The sequence below is a fragment of the Bacteroides sp. D2 genome (assembly GCF_025147085.1).
Classification (GTDB): Bacteria; Bacteroidota; Bacteroidia; order Bacteroidales; family Bacteroidaceae; genus Bacteroides.
On sequence record NZ_CP102261.1, the window covers coordinates 2,309,708 to 2,335,950 of the forward strand.

The window sequence follows — 26,243 nt, forward strand, 5'->3', positions numbered from 1 at the left end:
CCCCCATTATAATAACCTTTATTAATTTAATTAACTAACCATGAAACGACTTACTATTTTTTCTCTGACTTGTCTCTTTAGCATGGGTGCAGTTTTTGCCCAGCAGGGAGTAACTCAATGTGGTGTTCCGACAGGACAACCGAAGTTCCCTTTACTGACTTATCAGGAGTTGCCTGATCCTACTGCACCTTCTGATAAAGAGTGGGCAGCGGTGACTTCCACCCAAGTTTCCTGGGGTACAACAGATGTACGGTATGCAAAACATCAACTCCCGCAGTTGAAGAAACAACAGACTGTTTCCCTGAAAGGCTGGCGTGGCGAACGTGTGAACGCGCAAGCTGTTGTGTGGACAGGCGTAGAACTGAAAGATCTGAATTTCAGCTTTGGTGATTTTAAAGACAAAAAGGGAAATCTTCTTCCCAAAGATGCATTTACAGGTGGTTTTGTCCGTTATGTGATGACGGATGAATTGAATAAGGATGGGAGAGGTGCCTGCGGACACCGGAAGTCTATAGATTATGATTCATTATTGGTGGCCGATCCTATTGATACCAACCTGAAAACGATGGCTTTGCCCGCTCGTACTGTTCAACCGGTCTGGGTGCAGTGTTGGATTCCTCAATCGGCTACTCCCGGAACTTATCAAGGGGAGTTATTAATTAATGACGGCTCGCGTTTATTGCAACGCCTGAATCTGGAAATTACCGTTTCTTCCCGTGAACTTCCTCAACCTTCGGAATGGGCTTATCACTTGGATTTATGGCAAAGTCCTTATGCAGTGGCACGTTATTATCAGGTTCCTTTATGGAGTCAGGAGCATTTTGACGCCATGCGTCCTTTAATGAAAATGTTGGCAGATGCCGGACAGAAGATTATCACGGCTACTTTGACGCACAAGCCTTGGAATGGTCAGACAGAAGATTATTTTGATACAATGGTCACTTGGATAAAACGGGCAGATGGAACATGGGCTTTTGATTATACTATCTTTGACCGCTGGGTGGAATTTATGATGAGTGTAGGCATTGACAAACAGATTAATTGTTACTCAATGGTTCCATGGGAATTGTCATTCCAATACTACGATCAGGCAACCAACTCTCTGCAATTCGTGAAAACTGCACCGGGTGAAGCGGCTTATGAAGAAATGTGGGGAGCGATGCTTGCCTCTTTCTCCAAGCATCTGAAAGAAAAAGGATGGTTTGATATCTGTGCTATTGCGATGGACGAGCGTCCGATGGAAGTGATGCAGAAGACGTTGAAAGTGATTCGTAAAGCTGATCCAGATTTTAAAGTATCGTTGGCCGGGAACTATCATGAGGAGATTGAGCCCGATCTATATGATTACTGTATTGTCATCGGACAGAACTTCCCGGAAGAAGTGCGTCTGCGTCGTGTTGCCGAGAACAAACGTACTAATTACTATACTTGTTGTACGGAAGCCCATCCCAACACGTTTACTTTCTCTGACCCTGCAGAAGCAGCTTGGATGAGTTATTATTCATCTAAGAAACATCTGGATGGTTATCTGCGTTGGGCATATAACAGCTGGCCATTGGAGCCGCTGCTTGATTCCCGTTTCCGCAGTTGGGCAGGCGGAGATACTTACCTTGTATATCCGGGTGCTCGTAGCTGTATTCGTTTCGAGCGTTTGATTGAAGGCATACAGGCGCATGAGAAGATCAATATCCTTCGTCAGGAATTTGAGAAAAAAGGAAATAAGGCCGGATTAAAGAAAATAGAAAAAATGCTTGCTCCGTTCAATTTGGGTAGTATGCCGGAAATCCCGGCCGCAGTAACCGTGAACCGGGCTAATCAGATACTGAACTCATTTTGAGAAACAATCATGTATATATGAAGAAAATTTTATTTGTCTGTTTAGGAAATATCTGCCGTAGCTCTACGGCTGAAGGCGTAATGCTTCATTTAATAGAAGAAGCGGGACTGGAAAAAGAATTTGTGATAGATTCTGCCGGAATCCTGTCTTATCATCAGGGGGAATTGCCGGATAGCCGGATGCGTGCTCATGCAGCCCGTCGCGGTTATCAGTTGGTGCATCGTTCTCGCCCCGTCCGTACGGAAGATTTTTATAATTTTGATCTGATTATCGGTATGGACGACCGGAACATAGATGACTTGAAAGACAAAGCTCCTTCTCCCGAAGAATGGAAGAAGATTCATCGCATGACGGAGTATTGCACCCGTATTCCTGCAGATCATGTCCCCGACCCCTATTATGGAGGGGCCGAGGGGTTTGAATATGTACTTGATGTTCTTGAAGATGCTTGCGCAGGTTTGCTTACTTCTTTAACTCAGGATAACTGATCCGGGTGTGATAAGCAATCTTTAGTTTTTCTTTGAACACAGCTTTCACTGTTGCTATATCCTTGAAAGTGATAGGACATTCTTTAAAGTAACCTTCAGTGACCTGGGAATCGATAATCTTATCGACCAGGTTGCTGATTGTTTCTTCTGTATATTCCGGAAGACTGCGTGAGGCGGCTTCCACGGCATCCGCCATCATCAGGATAGCCTGTTCTTTGGTGAACGGATTCGGGCCGGGATAGGTGAACAGTTCTTCATTCGGCTCTTCGTCCGGATGCTCGTTCTTCCAGGAAATATAGAAATATTTTGTTTTCCCCCGTCCATGATGCGTGCTGATAAAGTCCTTGATGGCTTTAGGCAGATTGTGTTTATCGGCTAATTTTAATCCATCCGTCACATGACTGATGACGACCTGCGCACTTTGTTCGTAATTCAGGTTCTTATGCGGGTTTATTCCTCCTGACTGATTTTCTGTGAAGAAAGCAGGGTTTTCCATCTTACCAATATCATGATACAAAGCTCCTGTACGTACTAACTGGCTTTTAGCTCCAATACGGATGGCTGCTTCTGCAGCAAGATTGGCCACTTGCATGGAATGTTGGAATGTTCCCGGAACCGTCTCGGACATTTGCCGCAAAAGGTCATTATTGATATTCGAAAGTTCTACCAACGTTACATTGGAAGTAAATCCGAAAGTCTTTTCCAATAAAAAGAGTAAAGGATAGGTGAATAATAACAGAATTCCATTGATGATGAAGTAAGTGTACATTCGTATGTTCAACTTCGAAAAGTCGGTGGAAAGACCGTTCTCTGTCATTAATTCGAAGGCGAAGTAGATGGCAGCATAAGTCAGTATAACCAATAAAGCTGTCCGGAAAAGTTGGGACCTTTGCGATAGCTCTCTTAGACTGAATATCGCCACCAATCCTGCTGCCAACTGTGTCAGGATGAATTCATGCGGAAAGCGTAAGGATATGGAGCATATCAATATAGTGATGACATGCGTCAGGAAAGCAGTCCTCGAATCAAGAAAGACGCGGATGATAATGGGTAGCATCGCGTACGGGATGATATACACATTAAATAGATTATGTGTTACCATGAAAGCGGTTATGACACTGTAAAATACAATCAACGTGAATAGCAATGACAGACTGCCTTTCCGTTGATAGTAGTCTTTTCGGAACAAGTCGAGATAAAGCATAAAACAAAGCATCAGCATTCCTACAAACAGAATCTGTCCGCCGAGAATCAGACGGTTTTGTCCCATGGACTCATTCCGTTTGATGGATTCTTTGCGTAATGACTCCAGGATATTATAGGTATGCGGGCTGATGATTTCCCCCCGGTCAATAATCTTTTGCCCGCTGACTACTAATCCGTTTGCCCAGGAATAGTTGTTCAGGATTTCTTCTTTGGCAGCTTGGGTACGTTCCTCGTCAAAGGTCAGGTTGGGAGTGATGTATTCGTTCAGTGAGCATTGCCTTAAAATTTCCCGGTTGAAATGAGTGGAGTCTGCCGACAGCAAGTGCTCATAGGCTTTTTTTACCGTGTAAAGATTCTCGGTAGCCTGTGGATTAGCCAGTTTATCATCAATCACCATGACAGATGAAGTGCTGTCTTTGTGAAGCTGCTGTATATTCTCTGTCGAAACGATACCTGCCTGATAGATTTCTTTTAAAGTGCGCTCGATGTACCGTAAATAATCGATGGAAGGGAGAATTCCTTTCAGATTCGTATGGTAATTCTCTTTCAGCTTGGCGATTGCGTCTTTTTCTATATTTTTATCCAGTTGATAATAAGGTTGGAAGAAAGCCATCAGGCTATCTTGCTCCCTTTTTACTACTGCATCCTCTTTATAAATAGGAAAGTCGAAAGTCGCGATCAACTGTCCGTATTTCCAGGGCTTGTTGATGTCGAACTGGTAATTGAATTTTCCGTCACGTGGGAGGAAATAGACAATCAGCGCCACAGTGCCCACAAATAGCAGTGATTTATATAGTAAATCTCTCCATGAAAATCTTTTTTTCTTCTTCAAATGTTCCATATCCACTGAAATTTTTGCGAAAAGTACAAAAAAAAACAATAGTGTGGAAAAAAAGGTTTAATTTTGCCACGATTTACCTATACTAACCCAAATTATGGCAGAAAGAAAAGTAAGAGTTCGTTTTGCTCCAAGTCCTACGGGAGCATTGCACATCGGTGGTGTGCGTACAGCTTTGTATAATTATCTATTTGCACGTCAACACGGCGGAGACTTGATATTTCGTATTGAAGACACTGACTCTAACCGGTTCGTTCCGGGAGCGGAAGAGTATATACTCGAATCTTTTAAGTGGTTGGGTATCCACTTTGACGAGGGAGTGAGCTTTGGTGGTGAACAGGGTCCGTACCGTCAGTCGGAGCGCCGCGAAATCTATAAGAAATATGTGCAGATTTTGCTGGAAAATGGAAAAGCATACATCGCTTTTGATACTCCGGAGGAACTGGACGCTAAGCGTGCTGAAATTGCTAACTTCCAATATGATGCATCTACCCGTGGTATGATGCGCAATTCATTAACTATGCCGAAAGAAGAAGTGGATGCACTGATTGCTGAAGGCAAACAATATGTTGTTCGTTTCAAAATCGAACCGAATGAAGATATACATGTAAATGACCTGATTCGTGGCGAAGTAGTAATCAACTCATCTATTCTGGATGACAAAGTGCTTTATAAATCGGCTGACGAACTGCCTACTTACCATTTGGCAAATATCGTGGATGACCATTTGATGGAAGTTTCCCACGTGATTCGTGGTGAAGAATGGTTGCCTTCCGCTCCTTTGCATGTGTTGCTGTACCGTGCTTTCGGTTGGGAAGATACGATGCCGGAATTTGCTCACCTGCCTTTGTTATTGAAACCGGAAGGTAATGGAAAATTAAGCAAGCGTGACGGTGACCGTCTCGGATTCCCTGTATTTCCATTGGAATGGCACGATCCGAAATCCGGAGAAATCTCTTCTGGTTATCGCGAATCCGGTTATTTACCCGAAGCTGTGATTAATTTCCTGGCTTTATTGGGATGGAATCCGGGTAATGATCTGGAAGTGATGTCGATGGATGAATTGATTAAATTGTTTGATCTTCACCGTTGCAGCAAGTCGGGAGCTAAGTTCGACTATAAAAAAGGAATATGGTTCAATCATCAATATATACAGCAGAAACCTAACGAAGAAATTGCGGAACTGTTCTTGCCTTTCTTGAAAGAACATGGTGTTGAAGCGCCTTTCGAAAAGGTAGTGACTGTGGTTGGCATGATGAAAGACCGGGTAAGTTTCATTAAAGAACTGTGGGACGTATGTAGCTTCTTCTTTGTGGCTCCTACCGAATATGATGAAAAGACGGTGAAGAAACGCTGGAAAGAAGATTCTGCCAAATGTATGACCGAATTGGCAGAAGTGATTGCCAGTATTGAAGATTTTAGCATTGAAGGACAGGAAAAAGTCGTTATGGACTGGATTGCAGAGAAAGGTTACCATACCGGTAATATCATGAATGCTTTCCGTCTGACATTGGTGGGTGAAGGAAAAGGCCCGCACATGTTCGATATTTCCTGGGTATTGGGCAAAGAGGAGACGATAGCTCGTATGAAACGAGCGGTAGAGGTTTTGAAGTAATCGACACAGTACTATGCTTTACGACCTGGCAATAGTCATTTATGACTTTATCGTCCATTTGGCTGCTCCGTTTAGCCGCAAGCCCCGGAAGATGATGAAGGGGCATTGGGTGGTGTATGAACTCTTACGCCAACAAGTGGAAAAAGGGGAACAGTATATTTGGTTTCACGCTGCTTCACTGGGGGAGTTTGAACAAGGACGTCCTCTGATAGAAATGATTCGTGAGAAATATCCTAACTATAAGATATTGCTGACATTTTTTTCTCCTTCCGGTTATGAAGTGCGCAAGCATTACCGGGGGGCGGATATTGTCTGCTATCTGCCGTTTGATAAGCCGAGGAATGTGAAGAAGTTCCTGGATATTGCAAATCCTTGCATGGCGTTCTTTATCAAATATGAGTTTTGGAAGAATTATCTGGATGAGCTTCACAAGCGCCGTATTCCGGTATATAGTGTGTCGTCCATCTTCCGTCGCGAACAAATATTCTTTAAATGGTACGGTGGCACTTATCGCAATGTCTTGAAAGATTTCGATCATCTGTTTGTTCAGAATGAGGCATCCAAACGTTATTTGTCGAAAATCGGCATCAGTCGTGTGACAGTGGTGGGGGATACCCGTTTTGACCGTGTACTGCAAATCCGCGAAGAGGCTAAAGAGCTCCCGTTGGTGGAGAAGTTTAAAGGAAACAATTCTTTTACTTTTGTTGCCGGAAGTTCATGGGGACCTGATGAGGATTTATTCCTCGAATATTTCAATAATCATCTGGAAATGAAATTGATTATTGCTCCGCATGTGATCGATGAGAATCACCTGGTTGAGATCATCGGTAAACTGAAGCGTCCGTATGTGCGCTATACCCGTGCTGACGAAAGAAATGTATTGAAAGCGGATTGCCTTATAATAGACTGTTTCGGTCTGTTATCCTCTATTTACCGCTATGGTGAAATAGCTTATATCGGCGGTGGTTTCGGGGTAGGAATCCACAACACCTTGGAAGCGGCTGTATATGGTATTCCGGTGATTTTCGGACCGAAGTATCAGAAATTCATGGAGGCTGTTCAATTGCTGGAAGCAAAAGGTGCTTATTCTATCAAAGACTATGATGAACTGAAAACTTTGCTGGATCGTTTCCTGACAGATGAGGTCTTTTTGCGGGAAACCGGAACGAATGCCGGTTATTATGTGACTAGCAATGCCGGTGCGACGGAGAAGATTATGCACATGATTAATTTCTAAATATATTGTATCGATTAACGTAAGCCTTGATATAAGAGGGCAGTGCAAAAAACTTATAATAAATGAAGAATCACCTTTACCACAACTATCTGTGCTAAAGGTGATTCTTCATTTATAAGGTAGTTTAGGTACACTCCTCATTGTTTTTCTATATTGGTAGCCAAGCATTTTATTTGTTGACTTCTAACTTGCTCATAGTAGTTCTTTTATTGCATTTATTATTTCTTTATCAGTATTCTTTTTACTATAACCTCTGATTACTTTTCGTATGATTCGCTCTTGGTCCATGATGAAAAAGTAAGGAGCAGCACCACCTGTCTGATATTCTTTGATAACCTCATTGGTTGCATTTAGAATGGTATAATTCAGTTCCTTTCGGTTTGCATAGTTCCGGATAGCAGATGTTTTTCGACTCCAGGATTCTATGGCAATGAGATCAAACTCTTCACTATTGAATGAATCTTTTAACTGTTTTAAAAAAGGAATAGCTGCCTGACAAGCACCACAACCGATACCGGTGAAGTTGATTAGTATGATTCTGCTTTTGCAGTCGGCTAATGATACGGGTTGTGCTTCTATGTTTTCTAATATCCAAGCGGGAGCTTTTTTACCGATAAGTTCGGAGGCTGATGAATCTCCGTCTTTCTTGTGGAGGTCGCTGTATTTTACTATTTCATAATCTTCCGGGAAATAATGAGCTGTGTTGAAGTCGTTGATTGCTAAGTTATTAGTCTGAAGATCCGAACACGTTGAAACGCTAATGTCATGGGACATTTCTCTTCGTTTCTTATAAGGTAGATCGTTCGATTTATCAATCCATAGTTCGTATATGGAAGTCGTATTGCCAATGTCGAATGGAGGAAGAGGCAGGTGATAAGCTTTTCCAAAGAATTCAACCTGCTGATTTTCATCAATTACTAATTTGAAATAGTAATTATTGCCTTCGTCTTTTAGTTCTAGTGTAGTATGATCTTTGGTAGTAAGTGCATATTGGATGATGTTTTTTGCGTGGTTGAAGAATGGAGGGCTCACTGGTCTGAAAGGAAGTGGCCTGAATGTAAAATCATCAATTACTAATTTCTTGTTATCATGATAGGTCAATGCTCTTATGTTGCCGTCATAATAAAAATCCATCTTTGTTGTATCATTGGCATCCAGTGAAACATAACTTGCACCTATGGTCGAGTCCATGGGATTATTGTATTCTTTAACGAATCCATGCAGGATGGACAATGCTGTTGAATCGCCATGCTGCCAGCTTTCATTAGTGATGTTATATGTGGCGGATTCAATCTTTTCCAGTTTGGTAAGTACCTTCTTTAAATATTCTTTTCCAGAGTTTTGGGCATGGATGGTGGGCAGTGCCGTAAGAAAGAAGATGATAAGTAGTTGTTTGATTCTCATAAATGATGTAGGGTTATATGTTTCTATATTATGTGTGTTACTTTGACCGATTTACAAAGCTACGAATAGTTCAACAGAATGGATTGATTGGAATTAAATAATATAGCGGGAGAATGATGGGAGACAGCTAAAAATGGAATGAGAAATAATTATATGAATGTTATTAGGTGGATAAAAAAATGAGAGATACTTGTTTTGAAATGTATCTCTCATCTTGTATCTGTTTAGTTATCTAATGTTTATCTTCTACTTATACCATTGAGAATACATCAGATAATTGTGAGCGATCTTCTGATTAAGCTCTTTGGCTTGCTCGGGGTCTACGTTTTTGATAAACTTGGCAGGTACTCCTCCCCAGATGCTTCCGGGTTCAATAATGGTATTGCTTAATACCAACGAACCGGCAGCAACAATTGCGCCTTCTCCTACTACGGCATGGTCCAGGATGGTTGATCCCATTCCAACTAGAGCATAGTCTTTGATGGTTGCCCCATGGATCGTGACATTGTGTCCTACAGATACATGGTCGCCTATTTCAATAGTCGATTTCTGGTATAATGTATGCAGCACGCTTCCGTCTTGGATATTGACTCCATTGCCAATTCGTATGGAATTGACATCACCTCGCAAAACGGTGCTAAACCAAATGCTACAATCATTTCCTATTTTTACATCTCCTATAATAGTTGCGTTATCTGCGAGAAAACAGTTTTCTCCGATTTCGGGAGTGAATCCGCGTACTGATTTTATTAAAGCCATGAGATTTGTTTGATTTAATAATGTTTTTTAGTTGATACTATGTTATGTTGTCCGACACCCGGGTCTTGGTATGCTTGACATCCGGGTGTTGGGTATGCTGACACCCGGGTGTCAGATATCTTATCTTTAAATAGAAGTAGTGGCTTTCTGTAACCAAGTTTTTTCTTCTTCGTTAAGATCTGGAGAGAGCTTTTCGTAAACAGTCTGATGATAATTATTCAGCCATTCGATTTCCTCCTTTGTCAACATCTCCTTGATGATCCCCTTTTTGCAGATAGGACATAAAGTGATAGTCTCAAATTTAAGATATTCTCCAAACATTCCCTCTCCATCTTTGCAGACTAACGTCAGATTCTCCGTACGTATCCCGTGACTACCTGCCTTATAAACACCGGGTTCGTTGGATGTAACCATGCCGGGCTGGAGAATTACAGGGTTTTCATTCATACGAATGCTTTGTGGGCCTTCGTGTACACTCAAGAAATGCCCGACGCCGTGCCCTGTGCCATGGAGAAAGTTCATTCTGTGATTCCAGATAGGCATACGCGCCAGTACATCGAGTTGCGCGCCACGGGTTCCGGCTGGGAATTTGGCCATAGCCAATGCTATGTGTCCCTTTAATATTAAGGTATAATCCGTCTTTTCCTCTTCTGTCAGTTCGCCTAATGCGATGGTGCGAGTGATGTCAGTGGTTCCGTCCATATATTGTGCCCCTGAATCTAAGAGTAGGAATCCTTTAGGCTGAAGAGTTACATCGCTTTCCGGCGTTGCCGAATAATGCACGATTGCTCCGTGCTCTTTATATCCTGCAATGGTGTCGAAACTTTCTCCCATGTAGAGAGGCTGTGCTGCTCTGAATTCATGCAGCTTTTTATCTATACTTAATTCAGTTTCTTTTCCGGCGGATACAGATTCTTCCAGCCACTTGAGAAATCTGACAAGTGCCACTCCATCCCGTTGCATGGCAGCATGGATGCCGGCTATTTCCTGTTCATTACGAATGGCTTTCAATAATGTGACGGGAGACTCGCCACGAATAATGGAACATTTTGGATTAATGGCCGAGTAAATCGCATAATTCGTTTTCCGTGGATCAATAAGAATATTTTCTCCGGGGAAAGAATTCAGAAATGTCTCTACCTCATCATATTTTTGTATTCCTATTTGTTGTTTCTTTAGATAAGTCTCGACCTCCGGCGTCACTTTTTCCGGTGAAATAAAGTAAGTTACCTCATCCTGTGTAATTAAAAGGTAGCTCACTATGACTGGATTGCAATGTACATCGTTTCCTCGTAGATTGAGAGTCCATGCTATTTCGTCCAATGCAGATATGAATAAAGCATAGACGCCTTTTTTCTTCAACTCCGCACGGATGGCGGATATTTTTTCTTCGCAGCTTTTTCCTGCATATTTGATATCATAAATTAAGGCTGGAGAGTCAGGTATGGAGGGACGGTCTTTCCAGATGTTTTTTAATGGATCTCCAAATATATCTACCTGTAACTGATGTGCCGCTAGTTCTTCTTTCATTTGTTCTACCTGTTGCACGGAGAACATTTTCCCGTCAATGCTTACAGATTCTCCGGGTTTTAAGTGCTGGCAGAGAAACTCTGTTATGCTTGGAGTTTCCGGCAGCATCTCTTTGTAGAGTGTGATGCCACTCCCTTCCAGTTCTTTCGCTGCCTGAAGGAAGTAACGTGAGTCGGTCCATAATCCCGCTTTGTCCATCAGGATGACCGCTGTTCCTGCAGAACCCGTAAAACCGGAAATCCATTCACGTGACATCCAGTGGGGAGCCACATACTCACTAAGATGGGGGTCGGTGCTGGGGATAATGAATGCTTTGATGTAATTGGGATGGAATGTCATGCGCAAAGCATGTACTCGTTCTTTTATGTTCTGTTTCATACCTTATTATATTATTATAGACATGTAAGTGTTTCAAAGGTACTAACTTTCCGCATTTAATGACTTGTTTATGAATAGTTTTTGAGAAATATTTGCCGAAAGTTTTGTGAATAAAGAAAGTATGTGTAATTTTGCGGCGCAATTTGACTGCGGAATTTTTTTAATCATAACATATTAATAATAACAAAATGATTGTAGTACCTGTAAAAGAAGGCGAAAACATTGAAAAAGCGCTGAAGAAGTTCAAAAGAAAATTTGAGAAAACTGGCATCGTAAAAGAATTGAGAAGCAGACAGCAGTTTGATAAACCGTCTGTAACTAAAAGACTTAAGAAAGAACGCGCAGTTTACGTACAACAACTTCAGCAAGTAGAAGATTAATAATTCGTAATTTCCTTTGAATTATTGAATTCTTTTCATACATTCGTTGCACGATTTTAGATGTAGCAATATTATGTTGATAGAATCTTTTCTTGATTATCTCCAGTATGAGCGGAACTATTCTGAAAAAACCGTTCTTGCGTACGGTGAAGATATAAAGCAACTGCAGGAGTTTGCTCAGGAAGAGTATGGAAAGTTTAATCCGTTAGAGGTCGAGGCGGAACTGATTCGTGAATGGATTGTTTCATTGATGGATAAAGGGTATACCTCAACTTCTGTAAATCGTAAGCTAAGTTCGCTCCGAACGTTTTACAAGTATCTCATAAGACAGGGGAAGACGACTATAGATCCTTTGCGTAAAATAAAAGGACCTAAAAACAAAAAGCCGTTGCCTGTGTTCTTAAAAGAGAACGAAATGAATCGGTTATTGGATGATACGGATTTTGGCGAAGGATTTAAAGGTTGTCGGGACCGGTTGGTGATTGAAGTGTTTTATGCTACTGGCATGAGACTTTCGGAATTAATAGGTTTGGATGATAAGGATGTGGATTTTTCGGCTTCTCTTCTGAAAGTGACCGGGAAAAGAAATAAGCAACGACTGATACCGTTCGGTGATGAACTGCGGGAGTTGATGCTTGAATATATTAATGTAAGAAACGAAACGATTCCGGAAAGGTCGGAGGCTTTCTTTATTAGAGAGAATGGCGAACGACTTTATAAGAATCTGGTCTATAATTTAGTGAAACGGAACCTGTCAAAGGTGGCAACGCTGAAGAAAAGGAGTCCTCACGTGTTGAGGCATACTTTTGCTACCACAATGCTGAATAATGAAGCAGAGCTGGGCGCGGTAAAAGAACTTTTGGGTCACGAGAGCATTACGACTACCGAGATCTATACGCATGCCACATTTGAAGAACTTAAAAAAGTGTATAAACAAGCTCATCCAAGAGCTTAAAAAAAAGGAGGTAAGTATGGATGTTAGAATTCAATCAATTCACTTTGATGCGTCAGAGCAATTGCAGGCATTTATTCAGAAGAAAGTGTCCAAGTTGGAAAAATATTACGAAGATATAAAGAAAGTAGAGGTGTCATTAAAGGTAGTAAAACCAGAAGTTGCTGAAAATAAAGAAGCAGGCATTAAAATATTAATCCCCAATGGGGAGTTTTATGCAAGCAAAGTGTGTGATACATTTGAAGAGGCAATTGATTTAGATGTGGAAGCACTCGTAAAACAACTGGTTAAATACAAGGAAAAGCAACGTAGCAAATAAAAAAATCCCAAATATTTTGCGGGAAAGAAATAAATAACTAAATTTGCAGCCGTTTCGCTCGCGTTAGAACGTGACGGTTGCATTTTTTAGTAAGTTTGCCTCTTTAGCTCAGTTGGCCAGAGCACGTGATTTGTAATCTCGGGGTCGTTGGTTCGAATCCGACAAGAGGCTCAAAAAGAAACCGAAGAACAAAGATAGAACATCTGTCTTTATCATATTGTTTGAAAATAGTTCTTTTATTTCTTGATTTTGAAAAGGGCAAATACCAGAGTGGCCAAATGGGGCAGACTGTAAATCTGCTGGCTTACGCCTTCGGTGGTTCGAATCCATCTTTGCCCACAATCAGAGTGACAACTTTGGCAAGAATGCGGAAGTAGCTCAGTTGATAGAGCATTAGCCTTCCAAGCTGAGGGTCGCGGGTTTGAGCCCCGTCTTCCGCTCTCTTTTCTTGCTGTTATAGCTCAGTGGTAGAGCACTTCCTTGGTAAGGAAGAGGTCCCGGGTTCAAGTCCCGGTAACAGCTCATAAAGGATGTAAATGCTGATTATTAATCAAATAAATAACAAGTAAAGCTATGGCTAAAGAGAAATTTGAACGTACCAAACCGCATGTAAACATTGGTACAATCGGTCACGTAGACCACGGTAAGACAACGTTGACAGCTGCTATCACTACAGTGTTGGCAAAAAAAGGTCTTTCAGAATTGCGTTCTTTCGATTCTATCGACAACGCTCCTGAAGAAAAAGAAAGAGGTATTACTATCAATACTTCTCACGTTGAATATCAAACAGCTAACCGTCACTATGCACACGTAGACTGCCCGGGTCACGCCGACTACGTAAAGAACATGGTTACTGGTGCTGCTCAGATGGACGGTGCTATCATCGTTTGTGCTGCAACTGATGGTCCGATGCCTCAAACTCGCGAACACATTCTGTTGGCTCGTCAGGTAAACGTACCTCGTCTGGTTGTATTCTTGAACAAATGCGATATGGTAGACGACGAAGAAATGTTGGAACTCGTTGAAATGGAAATGAGAGAACTTCTTTCATTCTATGATTTCGACGGTGACAATACTCCTATCATCCGTGGTTCTGCTCTTGGCGCATTGAACGGTGTTGAAAAATGGGAAGACAAAGTTATGGAACTGATGGATGCAGTTGATACTTGGATTCCACTTCCTCCGCGCGATGTTGATAAACCTTTCTTGATGCCGGTTGAAGACGTGTTCTCTATCACAGGTCGTGGTACTGTAGCAACAGGTCGTATCGAAACAGGTATCATCCACGTTGGTGATGAAATCGAAATCCTTGGTTTAGGTGAAGATAAGAAATCAGTTGTAACTGGTGTTGAAATGTTCCGTAAACTGTTGGATCAAGGTGAAGCTGGTGACAACGTAGGTCTTTTGCTTCGTGGTGTTGACAAGAACGAAATCAAACGTGGTATGGTTCTTTGTAAACCAGGTCAGATTAAACCGCACTCTAAATTCAAAGCTGAGGTTTATATCTTGAAGAAAGAAGAAGGTGGTCGTCACACTCCGTTCCACAACAAATACCGTCCTCAGTTCTACTTGCGTACTATGGACTGTACAGGTGAAATCACTTTGCCGGAAGGAACAGAAATGGTAATGCCGGGTGATAACGTAACTATTACAGTTGAGTTGATTTACCCAGTAGCTTTGAACCCGGGTCTTCGTTTCGCTATCCGCGAAGGTGGACGTACGGTAGGTGCTGGTCAGATTACTGAAATTATCGACTAATACACAATAATTAATCAGTTCCCGGTTTTCATCGGGAACTGATTATGTACACACGGGAGTAGCTCAGTTGGTAGAGCACCGGTCTCCAAAACCGGGTGTCGGGAGTTCGAGCCTCTCCTCCCGTGCTAATATTATTGAAATGAAAAAGGTAATAGCTTATATTAAAGAATCTTACGACGAACTTGTACATAAAGTATCGTGGCCTACGTATTCTGAACTTGCTAACAGTGCAGTAGTTGTTTTATATGCTTCCCTGCTTATTGCATTGGTAGTATGGGGTATGGATGTCTGTTTCCAGAACTTCATGGAAAAAATCGTTTATCCACATTAAAAATTAGGAATTGAAAATGGCTGAGATTGAAAAGAAATGGTACGTTCTGCGTGCTATTAGTGGAAAAGAAGCTAAGGTAAAGGAATATCTTGAAGCTGATCTTAAGAACAGTGACCTTGGTGAATATGTATCTCAGGTATTGATTCCTACTGAAAAAGTTTACCAGGTTCGCAATGGTAAAAAAATTGTGAAGGAAAGAAGTTATCTTCCTGGTTACGTTTTGGTGGAGGCTGCTTTGGTTGGTGAGGTCGCTCATCACTTGCGCAACACTCCGAATGTGATAGGCTTTTTAGGTGGCTCCGAAAAACCGGTGCCTCTCAGACAATCAGAAGTGAATCGTATACTTGGTACAGTGGACGAACTGCAGGAAACGGGTGAAGAACTCAATATTCCGTACGTGGTGGGTGAAACTGTAAAAGTTACTTTTGGACCTTTTAGCGGATTCAGTGGTATCATTGAAGAAGTGAATAGCGAAAAAAAGAAACTAAAGGTCATGGTAAAGATATTCGGGCGCAAAACGCCGCTTGAATTGGGCTTTATGCAAGTGGAAAAGGAATAACACGGAATTGTTACGCTGTTGTTGTTCTTCGTTTAATGTTTATATATAAATCAATAAAAAAATGGCTAAAGAAGTTGCTGGACTAATCAAGTTACAGATTAAAGGAGGCGCTGCAAATCCATCACCTCCCGTTGGACCTGCTTTGGGTTCTAAGGGTATCAATATCATGGAATTTTGCAAGCAATTCAATGCCAGAACCCAAGACAAAGCAGGTAAAATTTTACCTGTTATCATTACTTACTACGCAGATAAGTCTTTCGATTTTGTAATCAAGACTCCTCCCGTTGCTATTCAATTACTTGAAGTAGCTAAGGTAAAGAGTGGTTCTGCTGAGCCTAACCGTAAGAAAGTTGCCGAGCTTACTTGGGAACAAGTTCGTACGATCGCTCAGGACAAAATGGTTGACTTGAACTGTTTTACTGTGGAAGCTGCCATGAGAATGGTTGCAGGTACAGCTAGAAGTATGGGTATCGCTGTAAAAGGGGAGTTCCCGGTTAATAACTAATAAACTTCAATTGTAATGGGTAAACTGACAAAAAATCAAAAGTTAGCTGCAGAAAAAATTGAAGCAGGGAAAGCATACTCACTGAAAGAAGCTGCATCTTTGGTAAAAGAAATCACTTTTTCCAAATTCGATGCTTCACTGGATATTGATGTACGTTTAGGGGTTGACCCGCGTAAAGCTAACCAGATGGTGAGAGGTGTTGTTTCACTTCCTCATGGTACTGGTAAAGAAGTGCGTGTGTTGGTACTTTGTACACCGGATGCTGAAGCTGCTGCAAAAGAAGCTGGTGCTGACTATGTTGGTCTTGACGAATATATTGAAAAGATCAAAGGTGGATGGACTGATATTGATGTAATCATCACGATGCCATCTATCATGGGTAAAATTGGTGCACTCGGTCGTGTACTCGGTCCTCGTGGATTGATGCCGAACCCTAAGAGTGGTACTGTAACTATGGATGTTGCTAAGGCTGTAAAAGAAGTAAAACAAGGTAAGATTGACTTTAAAGTTGATAAGAGCGGTATCGTTCACACTTCTATCGGTAAGGTATCATTCAGTCCTGATCAGATTCGCGACAACGCGAAAGAGTTCATCTCTACTCTGAACAAGCTGAAACCGACCGCAGCAAAGGGTACATATATTAAGAGTATTTATCTTTCTAGTACAATGAGTGCGGGTATTAAAATCGACCCGAAATCAGTGGATGAAATCTAATAAAACAGAGAAATAATGAGAAAGGAAGATAAAAGTACGATTATAGAGCAAATTGCTGCTACAGTAAAGGAATATGGTCACTTCTACTTGGTAGACGTTACAGCGATGAACGCTGCTGCTACCAGCGCATTGAGAAGAGATTGCTTTAAATCAGACATCAAATTGATGGTGGTTAAAAACACTCTGCTTCACAAAGCACTTGAAAGCCTGGAAGAAGACTTTTCACCTCTTTACGGTTCTTTGAAAGGTACTACTGCTGTTATGTTTACTAACACTGCAAACGTACCTGCTAAGTTAATCAAAGACAAAGCGAAAGACGGTATTCCCGGACTGAAAGCTGCGTATGCAGAAGAAAGCTTCTATGTTGGTGCAGACCAATTGGATGCTCTCGTTGCAATCAAGAGTAAGAATGAAGTTATCGCCGATATCGTTGCACTGTTGCAATCTCCGGCCAAGAATGTTATTTCTGCTCTTCAATCAGGTGGTAACACCCTTCACGGAGTTCTCAAGACTCTTGGTGAACGTACCGAAGCGTAAAAATGGAAAAAGGCGTCACAGCCTTGGGAATAACATCCCGAATAATTTTCAAAAATCAACAAGTATTTAAACATTAAAATCATACAAAAAATGGCAGATTTGAAAGCTTTTGCAGAACAATTAGTTAACTTGACAGTAAAAGAAGTTAATGAACTTGCAACTATCCTTAAAGAAGAATACGGTATTGAACCTGCTGCTGCAGCTGTAGCTGTTGCTGCTGGTCCTGCAGCTGGTGCTGCTGCCGCAGAAGAAAAAACTTCTTTCGACGTAGTATTGAAGAGCGCTGGTGCAGCTAAACTTCAGGTAGTTAAGGCCGTTAAGGAAGCTTGTGGTCTTGGTTTGAAAGAAGCTAAAGACTTGGTAGACGGTGCTCCTAGCACAGTAAAAGAAGGTTTGGCTAAAGACGAAGCAGAATCATTGAAGAAAACATTGGAAGAAGCTGGAGCTGAAGTTGAACTTAAATAACATTGGCCTGGTAATCAGGTAATTCGGTTAGGAATCCTTCACAAGAGGATTCTTAACCTTTTTGTGTATATATTTCAAATTAAGTTCTCCAAATTCATTGACAGATGTCTTCAAATACTGTAAATCAAAGAGTTAATTTTGCTTCGACTAAGAATCCGCTCGAATACCCGGATTTCCTGGAAGTACAATTGAAGTCATTCCAAGACTTTCTACAATTAGATACCCCACCTGAAAAGCGCAAGAATGAGGGATTGTATAAAGTATTTGCTGAAAACTTCCCTATTGCCGATACAAGAAACAATTTTGTTCTTGAGTTTCTGGACTATTATATTGATCCGCCGCGTTATACCATCGATGATTGTATAGAGCGTGGGCTTACTTATAGTGTTCCCTTAAAAGCGAAACTTAAGCTTTACTGTACGGACCCCGATCATGAGGATTTTGATACAGTGATTCAGGACGTATTCCTCGGCCCGATTCCTTATATGACTGATAAGGCTACTTTCGTCATTAACGGTGCTGAACGCGTAGTTGTGTCACAGCTTCACCGTTCTCCGGGTGTGTTCTTCGGTCAGAGTGTACATGCCAATGGTACGAAACTTTATTCGGCTCGTATTATTCCGTTTAAGGGTTCGTGGATTGAGTTTGCTACTGACATCAATAATGTGATGTACGCATACATCGACCGTAAGAAGAAATTGCCGGTAACGACTTTGTTGCGTGCAATTGGCTTCGAGAATGACAAAGATATTCTTGAGATTTTCAACCTTGCAGAAGATGTAAAGGTGAACAAGACAAATCTGAAGAAAGTGCTAGGTCGTAAATTGGCTGCACGTGTCTTGAAAACATGGATTGAAGATTTCGTTGATGAAGATACCGGTGAAGTGGTTTCTATCGAGCGTAACGAAGTTATTATCGATCGTGAAACCGTACTGGAAGAGGTGCATATTGATGAAATTTTGGAGTCGGGAGTTCAGAACATCCTTTTACATAAAGATGAACCGAACCAGTCCGATTTCTCTATCATATATAATACGTTGCAGAAGGACCCGAGTAACTCGGAAAAAGAAGCTGTGTTGTATATCTACCGTCAGTTGCGTAACGCCGATCCGGCTGATGACGCAAGTGCAAGGGAGGTTATCAACAACTTGTTCTTCTCTGAAAAACGATATGACCTTGGTGATGTAGGTCGTTACAGAATCAACAAAAAGTTGAATCTGACGACTGATATGGACGTGCGTGTCCTCACGAAGGAAGATATCATTGAAATCATCAAATATCTGATTGAGCTGATTAACTCAAAAGCAGATGTGGATGATATTGACCACTTGAGTAACCGTCGTGTACGTACAGTAGGTGAGCAGCTTTCTAATCAGTTTGCTGTTGGTCTGGCTCGTATGTCTCGTACGATTCGCGAACGTATGAACGTTCGTGACAATGAAGTGTTTACTCCGATTGATTTGATTAACGCGAAGACAATCTCTTCTGTAATCAACTCATTCTTCGGAACGAATGCATTGTCTCAGTTCATGGACCAGACAAACCCCTTGGCTGAAATCACGCACAAGCGTCGTATGTCTGCCCTTGGTCCTGGTGGTCTTTCCCGTGAACGTGCCGGATTTGAGGTTCGTGACGTTCACTACACACACTATGGTCGTCTTTGTCCGATTGAGACTCCTGAAGGTCCGAACATCGGTTTGATCTCTTCATTGTGTGTATTTGCTAAGATTAATGATCTGGGATTCATTGAAACTCCGTACCGTAAGGTGGAAAACGGAAAAGTGGATCTTTCTGATAACGGTCTGATTTATCTGACTGCTGAAGAAGAGGAAGAAAAGGTTATTGCACAGGGAAATGCTCCGTTGAATGATGACGGTACATTTGTGCGTAACAAAGTTAAATCTCGTCAGGATGCTGACTTCCCGGTTGTTGAACCGACAGAGGTTGATTTGATGGACGTTTCTCCTCAGCAGATTGCATCAATCGCGGCTTCATTGATTCCGTTCCTGGAACATGATGATGCTAACCGTGCATTGATGGGATCAAACATGATGCGCCAGGCGGTTCCTTTGTTGAGGAGTGAAGCGCCGATCGTAGGTACAGGTATCGAACGTCAGTTGGTAAGAGACTCTCGTACGCAGATTACTGCGGAAGGAGATGGTGTTGTTGACTACGTTGATGCTACTACTATCCGTATTTTGTATGACCGTACAGAAGACGAAGAGTTCGTAAGTTTTGAACCTGCTTTGAAAGAATATAGAATACCTAAGTTCCGTAAGACTAACCAGAACATGACGATTGACTTGCGTCCGATTTGCGACAGAGGCCAGCGTGTGAAGAAAGGTGACATCTTGACTGAAGGTTATTCTACTGAAAAGGGTGAATTGGCATTGGGTAAGAACCTGTTGGTTGCTTACATGCCTTGGAAAGGTTACAACTATGAGGATGCTATCGTATTGAACGAACGTGTGGTACGCGAAGACTTGTTGACTTCGGTTCACGTAGAGGAATATTCTCTGGAAGTTCGTGAAACAAAACGTGGTATGGAAGAGTTGACTTCTGATATCCCGAATGTAAGTGAAGAAGCTACTAAAGACCTGGATGAAAATGGTATCGTAAGAATCGGTGCTCGTATCGAGCCGGGTGATATCATGATTGGTAAGATTACACCGAAGGGTGAATCTGATCCTTCTCCGGAAGAAAAATTGCTTCGTGCCATCTTTGGTGATAAGGCAGGTGATGTGAAAGATGCTTCATTGAAAGCTTCTCCTTCTTTGAAAGGTGTTGTGATCGATAAGAAACTTTTCTCACGTGTGATTAAGAATCGTAGCTCAAAACTGGCCGATAAAGCATTGTTGCCTAAGATCGATGATGAATTTGAATCTAAGGTAGCTGATCTGAAACGTATCCTGGTTAAGAAACTGATGACTTTGACTGAAGGTAAGGTTTCTCAAGGTGTGAAGGATTATCTGGGTGCGGAAGTAATTGCGAAAGGTTCTAAGTTCAGTGCTTCTGATTTTGATTCACTCGACTTTACTTCTATTCAGTTAAGCAACTGGACTAGTGATGACCATATTAATGGTATGATTCGTGATCTGGTGATGAATTTCATTAAGAAATACAAAGAGCTGGATGCTGAATTGAAACGTAAGAAGTTTGCTATTACAATTGGTGATGAACTTCCAGCTGGTATTATCCAGATGGCAAAAGTATATATTGCTAAGAAGCGTAAGATTGGTGTGGGTGATAAGATGGCAGGTCGCCACGGTAACAAGGGTATTGTATCCCGCGTTGTTCGTCAGGAAGATATGCCGTTCTTGTCGGATGGTACTCCGGTTGACATCGTATTGAATCCGTTGGGTGTGCCTTCTCGTATGAACATTGGTCAGATTTTTGAAGCTGTATTAGGACGTGCCGGAAAAACATTGGGTGTGAAATTTGCAACTCCTATTTTCGACGGTGCTACAATGGAAGATCTGGATCAGTGGACAGACAAGGCAGGATTGCCTCGCTACTGTAAAACTTATCTTTGTGATGGTGGTACAGGTGAGCAATTTGACCAGGCAGCTACTGTGGGTGTGACTTACATGTTGAAGTTGGGTCACATGGTTGAAGACAAGATGCATGCTCGTTCTATCGGTCCGTACTCATTGATTACTCAGCAACCTCTTGGTGGTAAAGCACAGTTCGGTGGTCAGCGTTTCGGAGAAATGGAGGTTTGGGCACTCGAAGGTTTTGGTGCTGCTCATATCCTGCAGGAAATCCTTACTATCAAGTCTGATGACGTGGTAGGACGTTCGAAAGCTTATGAAGCAATTGTGAAAGGTGAACCGATGCCGCAACCTGGTATTCCGGAATCCTTGAACGTATTGTTGCACGAGTTGAGAGGATTAGGTTTGAGTATCAACCTAGAATAAAATAATAAAGAATACGTGGTGTCAACAAGCCGATGACGGTCTGTTGACATCCGTGTCTTTTCAATTTCCAATGATTCAATTATCAAATCTCAATTATATAGAGTATGGCTTTTAGAAAAGAAAATAAGACGAAAAGTAATTTCTCGAAGATCTCAATTGGTCTGGCTTCTCCGGAAGAAATCCTTGAGAATTCGAGTGGTGAAGTTTTGAAGCCTGAAACCATTAATTACCGTACGTACAAACCCGAACGTGATGGTTTGTTCTGCGAGCGCATTTTTGGTCCTATCAAGGATTATGAATGTCATTGCGGTAAATACAAGCGTATCCGTTATAAAGGTATCGTCTGCGACCGTTGTGGTGTGGAAGTTACTGAAAAGAAAGTACGCCGTGAACGTATGGGACATATCCAGCTGGTTGTGCCGGTGGCTCACATCTGGTATTTCCGTTCGCTCCCTAATAAAATCGGTTATTTGCTCGGACTGCCGACGAAGAAACTGGATTCGATTATATACTACGAACGTTATGTTGTTATTCAGCCGGGTGTAAAAGCTGAAGACGGTGTAGCTGAATATGATTTGCTTTCGGAAGAAGAATATCTGGATATCCTGGATACGCTTCCAAAAGATAATCAATATCTTGAAGATAATGATCCGAACAAGTTTGTTGCAAAGATGGGTGCTGAAGCTATCTATGATTTGCTGGCTCGTCTGGATCTGGATGCTTTGTCTTACGAATTGCGTCACCGTGCAGGTAACGATGCTTCACAGCAACGTAAGAATGAGGCTTTGAAACGTCTTCAGGTAGTAGAATCGTTCCGTGCATCACGTGGACGCAACAAACCGGAATGGATGATTGTACGTATCGTACCGGTTATCCCACCCGAACTTCGTCCGTTGGTTCCGTTGGATGGTGGTCGTTTTGCTACATCTGACTTGAACGACCTTTATCGTCGTGTGATTATCCGTAATAACCGTCTGAAACGACTGATTGAAATCAAGGCTCCGGAAGTGATTTTGCGTAATGAAAAACGTATGCTTCAGGAATCTGTCGATTCTTTGTTTGATAACTCACGTAAGTCAAGTGCTGTGAAGACAGATGCCAACCGCCCGTTGAAGTCATTGTCTGACAGCTTGAAAGGTAAACAAGGACGTTTCCGTCAGAACTTGCTGGGTAAACGTGTTGACTACTCTGCTCGTTCGGTAATCGTCGTAGGTCCGGAATTGAGAATGGGTGAATGCGGTATTCCTAAATTGATGGCTGCCGAATTGTACAAGCCGTTTATTATTCGTAAGCTCATCGAACGTGGTATCGTTAAGACTGTTAAGTCTGCCAAGAAGATCGTTGACCGCAAGGAACCGGTGATCTGGGATATTCTGGAACATGTAATGAAAGGACATCCGGTACTGTTGAACCGTGCTCCGACATTGCACCGTCTGGGTATTCAGGCTTTCCAGCCTAAGATGATCGAAGGTAAAGCTATTCAGTTGCACCCGTTGGCATGTACGGCATTCAATGCCGACTTTGACGGTGACCAGATGGCTGTTCACTTGCCTTTGAGTAATGAAGCAATTCTGGAAGCACAAATGTTGATGCTTCAATCACATAATATCTTGAACCCGGCAAACGGTGCGCCTATTACTGTGCCTGCACAGGATATGGTTCTTGGTTTGTACTATATTACTAAGTTGCGTGCTGGTGCGAAAGGTGAAGGTTTGACATTCTACGGACCGGAAGAGGCGTTGATCGCTTACAATGAAGGTAAGGTCGATATTCATGCTCCGGTGAAAGTTATCGTGAAAGACGTTGATGAAAATGGTAACATTGTAGACGTAATGCGCGAAACTTCGGTAGGACGTGTGATTGTTAATGAAATTGTTCCGCCTGAAGCAGGTTATATCAATACAATTATCTCTAAGAAATCTCTTCGTGATATTATTAGTGATGTAATTAAGGTATGTGGTGTGGCTAAGGCTGCCGACTTCCTGGACGGAATCAAGAACTTAGGTTATCAGATGGCGTTCAAGGGTGGTTTGTCATTCAACTTGGGTGATATTATCATTCCGAAGGAAAAAGAAACGTTGGTACAGAAAGGTTACGACGAAGTAGAACAAGTCGTAAACAACTATAACATGGGTTTCATTACCAACAACGAACGTTACAACCAGGTGATCGATATCTGGACACATGTAAACTCTGAGTTGTCTAATATCCTGATGAAGACAATTTCTTCGGATGATCAGGGATTCAACTCTGTATATATGATGCTTGACTCTGGTGCTCGTGGTTCTAAAGAACAGATTCGTCAGTTGTCAGGTATGCGTGGTTTGATGGCAAAACCGCAGAAAGCAGGTGCTGAAGGTGGTCAGATCATCGAGAACCCGATTTTGTCAAACTTTAAAGAAGGACTTTCGGTGTTGGAGTACTTTATCTCTACCCACGGTGCTCGTAAAGGTTTGGCGGATACCGCTTTGAAGACTGCCGATGCTGGTTATTTGACTCGTCGTCTGGTGGACGTATCACACGATGTGATTATTACAGAAGAAGACTGCGGTACACTCCGCGGATTGGTTTGTACGGACCTTAAGAATAACGATGAGGTTATTGCTACTCTGTACGAACGTATCTTAGGTCGTGTTTCCGTACATGATATTATTCATCCTACCACAGGTGAATTGCTTGTTGCCGGTGGTGAAGAAATCACAGAAGAAGTAGCCAAGAAGATTCAGGAGTCTCCGATCGAGAGTGTTGAAATCCGTTCGGTATTGACTTGTGAAGCTAAGAAGGGTGTTTGTGCTAAATGTTACGGACGTAACTTGGCAACGAGCCGCATGGTTCAGAAGGGTGAAGCTGTCGGTGTAATCGCTGCTCAGTCTATTGGTGAGCCGGGTACACAGTTGACATTGCGTACATTCCACGCCGGTGGTACTGCTGCAAATATTGCAGCTAACGCCAGTATCGTTGCTAAAAATAATGCACGTCTTGAATTTGAAGAGTTGCGTACAGTAGATATCGTTGACGAGATGGGTGAATCTGCAAAAGTGGTAGTAGGTCGTTTGGCCGAAGTACGTTTTGTGGATGTAAATACCGGTATTGTTCTTTCTACTCATAACGTACCTTATGGTTCAACACTGTATGTAAGTGACGGCGACTTGGTAGAAAAAGGCAAACTGATCGCTAGGTGGGACCCGTTCAATGCTGTTATTATTACAGAAGCAACCGGTAAGATCGAATTTGAGGGCGTAATTGAAAACGTTACTTATAAGGTTGAATCGGATGAAGCAACAGGTCTTCGTGAAATTATTATTATTGAATCCAAGGATAAAACCAAAGTTCCTACAGCTCATATTTTGACAGAGGACGGTGATTTGATCCGTACTTATAACTTACCGGTAGGTGGTCACGTAATCATCGAGAATGGTCAGAAGGTAAAAGCTGGTGAAGTAATCGTGAAGATTCCGCGTGCCGTAGGTAAAGCGGGTGATATCACGGGTGGTCTTCCTCGTGTTACTGAATTGTTTGAAGCTCGTAACCCGTCAAATCCGGCTGTCGTTTCTGAAATCGACGGTGAGGTAACAATGGGTAAGATCAAGCGTGGTAACCGTGAGATCATTGTAACTTCCAAGACTGGTGAGGTTAAAAAATATTTGGTTGCACTGTCTAAGCAGATTCTGGTACAGGAAAATGACTATGTACGTGCAGGTACTCCGTTGTCTGACGGTGCTACTACTCCAGCAGACATCTTGGCAATTAAAGGTCCTACAGCTGTACAAGAATATATCGTGAATGAAGTTCAGGATGTATACCGCTTGCAGGGTGTGAAGATCAATGATAAGCACTTCGAGATTATCGTTCGTCAGATGATGCGCAAGGTTCAGATTGATGAACCGGGAGATACTCGTTTCCTCGAACAGCAAGTCGTAGACAAACTGGAATTCATGGAAGAAAATGATCGTATCTGGGGTAAGAAAGTCGTAGTGGATGCTGGTGATTCTCAAAATATGCAAGCTGGTCAGATTGTAACTGCCCGCAAGTTGCGTGATGAGAACAGTATGTTGAAACGTCGTGACTTGAAACCGGTTGAGGTTCGTGATGCTGTTGCTGCTACCTCTACTCAGATCCTTCAGGGTATTACACGTGCTGCTTTGCAGACTTCAAGCTTTATGTCGGCTGCTTCCTTCCAGGAAACAACGAAAGTCTTGAATGAGGCTGCTATCAACGGTAAGATCGATAAGTTGGAAGGTATGAAGGAAAATGTGATCTGTGGTCACTTGATTCCTGCCGGTACCGGACAGCGCGAGTTCGAAAAGCTCATCGTTGGATCAAAAGAAGAGTATGACCGTATCTTGGCTAACAAGAAAACAGTACTTGACTACAATGAAGTAGAATAAATACAATTCAATTGACTATATGAGAAGGAGCGATTGCCTGATTGGGCAATTGCTCCTTTTTTTATTTCTTTTTTACTCGCGTGTATTACCATTAGTTTCAGGAAAAATGTGTTATTTTGCAGGATA

At 42.1% G+C, this 26,243-nt stretch carries 20 protein-coding genes and 5 tRNA genes; 21 read left to right on the forward strand and 4 right to left on the reverse strand.

The window, feature by feature from the left end; translation table 11 throughout:
- Window positions 1-40 precede the first annotated feature (40 nt).
- The gene (locus NQ505_RS07840) at window positions 41-1,837 is read left to right on the forward strand and encodes a DUF4091 domain-containing protein (protein ID WP_008997817.1); all 1,797 of its coding nucleotides are present in this window, start codon (window positions 41-43) and stop codon (window positions 1,835-1,837) included.
- Window positions 1,838-1,854: 17 nt separating this feature from the next.
- Window positions 1,855-2,325, forward strand: coding sequence for a low molecular weight protein-tyrosine-phosphatase (locus tag NQ505_RS07845; RefSeq protein WP_004296375.1), 471 nt, complete (start codon window positions 1,855-1,857; stop codon window positions 2,323-2,325).
- Here the strand turns inward: NQ505_RS07845 and NQ505_RS07850 are convergent.
- On the reverse strand, window positions 2,300-4,372 hold the full coding sequence (locus NQ505_RS07850; protein ID WP_008997818.1) for an HD family phosphohydrolase: 2,073 nt from the start codon (window positions 4,370-4,372) through the stop codon (window positions 2,300-2,302). The genes NQ505_RS07845 and NQ505_RS07850 overlap by 26 nt on opposite strands.
- 94 nt (window positions 4,373-4,466) lie before the next feature.
- Between NQ505_RS07850 and gltX the strand changes: the two genes are divergently transcribed.
- The gene (gene gltX / locus NQ505_RS07855; protein WP_008997819.1) at window positions 4,467-5,984 is read left to right on the forward strand and encodes a glutamate--tRNA ligase; all 1,518 of its coding nucleotides are present in this window, start codon (window positions 4,467-4,469) and stop codon (window positions 5,982-5,984) included.
- A gap of 13 nt (window positions 5,985-5,997) precedes the next feature.
- A complete protein-coding gene (locus NQ505_RS07860; protein ID WP_008997820.1) occupies window positions 5,998-7,221 on the forward strand; it encodes a 3-deoxy-D-manno-octulosonic acid transferase in 1,224 nt (407 codons plus the stop codon).
- Between the two features lie 192 nt (window positions 7,222-7,413).
- On the opposite strand, the gene NQ505_RS07865 is transcribed toward NQ505_RS07860, so the two are convergent.
- The 3 genes from NQ505_RS07865 to NQ505_RS07875 form a co-directional block, all read right to left on the reverse strand.
- Window positions 7,414-8,625, reverse strand: coding sequence for a peroxiredoxin family protein (locus NQ505_RS07865; RefSeq protein WP_008997821.1), 1,212 nt, complete (start codon window positions 8,623-8,625; stop codon window positions 7,414-7,416).
- Window positions 8,626-8,871: 246 nt separating this feature from the next.
- Complete coding sequence (locus NQ505_RS07870; protein WP_008997822.1) at window positions 8,872-9,384, reverse strand: gamma carbonic anhydrase family protein; 513 nt, start codon at window positions 9,382-9,384, stop codon at window positions 8,872-8,874.
- A gap of 126 nt (window positions 9,385-9,510) precedes the next feature.
- A complete protein-coding gene (locus tag NQ505_RS07875; protein WP_008997823.1) occupies window positions 9,511-11,292 on the reverse strand; it encodes an aminopeptidase P family protein in 1,782 nt (593 codons plus the stop codon).
- 188 nt (window positions 11,293-11,480) lie between these two features.
- Here NQ505_RS07875 and rpsU point away from each other — a divergent pair, with 188 nt between their 5' ends.
- The 17 genes from rpsU (at window position 11,481) to rpoC (ending at window position 26,117) form a co-directional block, all read left to right on the forward strand.
- Entirely contained in the window at window positions 11,481-11,672 is a 192-nt protein-coding gene (gene rpsU / locus NQ505_RS07880; protein ID WP_002558090.1) for a 30S ribosomal protein S21, read from the forward strand.
- A 73-nt stretch (window positions 11,673-11,745) separates the two neighbouring features.
- Window positions 11,746-12,627, forward strand: a complete 882-nt coding sequence (gene xerC, locus NQ505_RS07885; RefSeq protein ID WP_004307555.1) for a tyrosine recombinase XerC — start codon at window positions 11,746-11,748, stop codon at window positions 12,625-12,627.
- A 16-nt stretch (window positions 12,628-12,643) separates the two neighbouring features.
- Window positions 12,644-12,943, forward strand: a complete 300-nt coding sequence (gene hpf / locus NQ505_RS07890; protein ID WP_004296365.1) for a ribosome hibernation-promoting factor, HPF/YfiA family — start codon at window positions 12,644-12,646, stop codon at window positions 12,941-12,943.
- Window positions 12,944-13,040: 97 nt separating this feature from the next.
- Window positions 13,041-13,114: transfer RNA gene (locus NQ505_RS07895), tRNA-Thr, on the forward strand.
- An 85-nt stretch (window positions 13,115-13,199) separates the two neighbouring features.
- A tRNA-Tyr gene (locus NQ505_RS07900) sits at window positions 13,200-13,282 on the forward strand.
- A 28-nt stretch (window positions 13,283-13,310) separates the two neighbouring features.
- Window positions 13,311-13,383 (forward strand) — tRNA-Gly (locus tag NQ505_RS07905).
- Between the two features lie 10 nt (window positions 13,384-13,393).
- Window positions 13,394-13,465 (forward strand) — tRNA-Thr (locus tag NQ505_RS07910).
- Between the two features lie 51 nt (window positions 13,466-13,516).
- Window positions 13,517-14,701 (forward strand): elongation factor Tu, encoded by a 1,185-nt coding sequence (gene tuf / locus NQ505_RS07915; RefSeq protein ID WP_008997824.1) that lies wholly within the window; start codon window positions 13,517-13,519, stop codon window positions 14,699-14,701.
- A gap of 52 nt (window positions 14,702-14,753) precedes the next feature.
- Window positions 14,754-14,826, forward strand: a tRNA-Trp gene (locus tag NQ505_RS07920).
- A gap of 14 nt (window positions 14,827-14,840) precedes the next feature.
- Entirely contained in the window at window positions 14,841-15,032 is a 192-nt protein-coding gene (gene secE, locus NQ505_RS07925) for a preprotein translocase subunit SecE (RefSeq protein WP_004296363.1), read from the forward strand.
- Window positions 15,033-15,048: 16 nt separating this feature from the next.
- Complete coding sequence (gene nusG, locus NQ505_RS07930; RefSeq protein ID WP_004296362.1) at window positions 15,049-15,591, forward strand: transcription termination/antitermination protein NusG; 543 nt, start codon at window positions 15,049-15,051, stop codon at window positions 15,589-15,591.
- 61 nt (window positions 15,592-15,652) lie between these two features.
- Entirely contained in the window at window positions 15,653-16,096 is a 444-nt protein-coding gene (rplK, locus tag NQ505_RS07935) for a 50S ribosomal protein L11 (RefSeq protein WP_004296361.1), read from the forward strand.
- Between the two features lie 15 nt (window positions 16,097-16,111).
- Window positions 16,112-16,810, forward strand: coding sequence for a 50S ribosomal protein L1 (rplA, locus tag NQ505_RS07940; protein ID WP_004296360.1), 699 nt, complete (start codon window positions 16,112-16,114; stop codon window positions 16,808-16,810).
- Window positions 16,811-16,825: 15 nt separating this feature from the next.
- Window positions 16,826-17,347: a 50S ribosomal protein L10 gene (gene rplJ / locus NQ505_RS07945; protein ID WP_004296359.1), complete on the forward strand. Its 522-nt coding sequence runs from the start codon at window positions 16,826-16,828 to the stop codon at window positions 17,345-17,347.
- Window positions 17,348-17,437: 90 nt separating this feature from the next.
- Window positions 17,438-17,812 carry a 50S ribosomal protein L7/L12 gene (gene rplL / locus NQ505_RS07950; RefSeq protein ID WP_004296358.1) on the forward strand — a complete coding sequence of 125 codons (375 nt, stop codon included), beginning with the start codon at window positions 17,438-17,440 and terminating at the stop codon, window positions 17,810-17,812.
- 104 nt (window positions 17,813-17,916) lie between these two features.
- Window positions 17,917-21,729 (forward strand): DNA-directed RNA polymerase subunit beta, encoded by a 3,813-nt coding sequence (rpoB, locus tag NQ505_RS07955; protein WP_004307544.1) that lies wholly within the window; start codon window positions 17,917-17,919, stop codon window positions 21,727-21,729.
- A 104-nt stretch (window positions 21,730-21,833) separates the two neighbouring features.
- Window positions 21,834-26,117, forward strand: a complete 4,284-nt coding sequence (gene rpoC / locus NQ505_RS07960; protein WP_008997825.1) for a DNA-directed RNA polymerase subunit beta' — start codon at window positions 21,834-21,836, stop codon at window positions 26,115-26,117.
- Window positions 26,118-26,243 lie beyond the last annotated feature (126 nt).